The sequence below is a fragment of the Tabrizicola sp. genome, assembly GCF_051645465.1.
GTDB lineage: Bacteria > Pseudomonadota > Alphaproteobacteria > Rhodobacterales > Rhodobacteraceae > Tabrizicola.
This window is the reverse complement of sequence record NZ_JBOFBI010000226.1, coordinates 1-1554: the sequence shown is the minus strand read 5'-3', so window position 1 is coordinate 1554 and position 1554 is coordinate 1. Positions and strand designations below refer to the sequence as shown.

Annotated in this window: 3 protein-coding genes; 1 reads left to right on the top strand and 2 read right to left on the bottom strand. The window is 65.3% G+C overall.

All coding sequences use genetic code 11. The features are described from left to right. The first annotated feature begins 29 nt into the window (after window positions 1-29). Window positions 30-662 (top strand): DnaJ domain-containing protein, encoded by a 633-nt coding sequence (locus ACRCSW_RS14960; RefSeq protein ID WP_438706341.1) that lies wholly within the window; start codon window positions 30-32, stop codon window positions 660-662. Between the two features lie 3 nt (window positions 663-665). On the opposite strand, the gene ACRCSW_RS14955 is transcribed toward ACRCSW_RS14960, so the two are convergent. Both ACRCSW_RS14955 and ACRCSW_RS14950 read right to left on the bottom strand, forming a co-directional pair. After that, entirely contained in the window at window positions 666-1076 is a 411-nt protein-coding gene (locus tag ACRCSW_RS14955; protein WP_438706339.1) for a hypothetical protein, read from the bottom strand. Between the two features lie 25 nt (window positions 1077-1101). Next, on the bottom strand, window positions 1102-1554 hold a 453-nt coding region (locus ACRCSW_RS14950; protein WP_438706337.1), incomplete at its 5' end, for a DUF4166 domain-containing protein.

Genomic DNA, 1554 nt, shown 5'->3' with positions numbered 1-1554 from the left:
CTCTCGCGTCCGAGTCGGAAAGGCCAGCCATGAGCAATCGTCCCCCTTTTGAGTTCGACATCAGCGCGAGTGCTGACAAAAAACGCCGCAAGACCGGGCGGCGCGGGTTTTCGGGTGCGTTCGAGACCTCGAACAAGGGCTGCGAATATCCGGGCTGCAAGGAGGCCGGGGCCTACCGCGCGCCGAAATCGCCGGAGCTGCTGGATGAATACTACTGGTTCTGCAAGGACCATGTGCGCGAGTACAATCTGAAGTGGAACTTCTTCAACGGCACGACCGACGAGGAGTTCCAGAAGTTTCTCGAAAAGGACCGGGTCTGGGGGCGCGAGACGAAGCCCTTCAGCCAGAAGGATGACGGGCGCGCGTGGCAGCGGCTGGGTGTGGATGACCCGATGGAGCTGCTGGGGGCGAATGCCACGCAGAATCCGGGGCGTGGGCCTGCGGCGGCGACGCGCAAGCTGCCGCCGACGGAGCGCAAGGCGCTGGAAGTGCTGGATGCGCGGGATACTTGGACCAAGGCGGAAATTCGCAAGCAATACAAGAGCCTGGTGAAGGATCTTCATCCTGACATGAATGCGGGGGACCGCAGTGACGAGGACCGGCTACAGGAAGTGGTCTGGGCCTGGGACCAGATCAAGGACAGCCGGTTTTTCCGCGAATAGGGCTCAGTCAACCCAATCGGGGATGCTGCGCAGGAACAGCATCACCAGATGCGCCCCCGCCATGGTGCCGACCCAGACCAGCAGGACATGGGGCATCGCCAGGATGCTGGCCCCGACCATGACGGGCGCAATCAGGAAGAAGACCGGGTCCGCGGCGACCAGTGCCAGCCCAAGACCCGCTGCGGCAGCCCCGAGTGCGGTGGCGAAGATCGCACCGATCGCGGCCATGACCGCCCCCTGACGCGCGGGATGGCCGAAGAGCGGTGCGCTGATCGCGCCTGCGATGAAGGCCCCGCAGGCGGCGGGCAGCAGGAGTTCGGGGTCGATGTGGCCCGGCGTGGTCATCGCGACCATGACCGATGCGCCGGACATGGCGATGAGTGTGGCGGCGAAGAGGCGGTGGGTGATGTGCATGTGATCCTCGCAATGTGGTGCGGGGTCAGGATGCCTTTGTGATCGCAGGCCCGCCCTGCAGCAGTTCAGCAGGAATTGTGCAGGCGGGGGCGAGCCAGCCTTGATAGCGAACGATTGGCCCGATGAGGGGCAGGCTTAAGGCCACGTCGAACGTGGAGTGCGGGCCGTCGGTGGCCTCGGTCGTGTCGCTGCGGGGTAGCGCCCAGCGTGGCAGGGGGATGCCGAGGAACCAGCCTTGGGTGACGGGGTAGCGCAGTTCACCGTCTGCGGCGCGCAGCGCAATGGTGAAGGTCAGCGCGCCGAAGCGTTCGGTCAGGCGGCCGTTGTGCCAGCTGAGGGTGGACTGGAAGCAGCGGCCGTTGAAGTTGCGGGTCCAGCGTTCGCTATCTTTGTGCCGCTCCATCGTGACGGTCAGGGGGATGTCGGTGCCCTCCGGCGGGAAGCGCATGATGGTGGCGACGATGCGGGCCATGAGGCC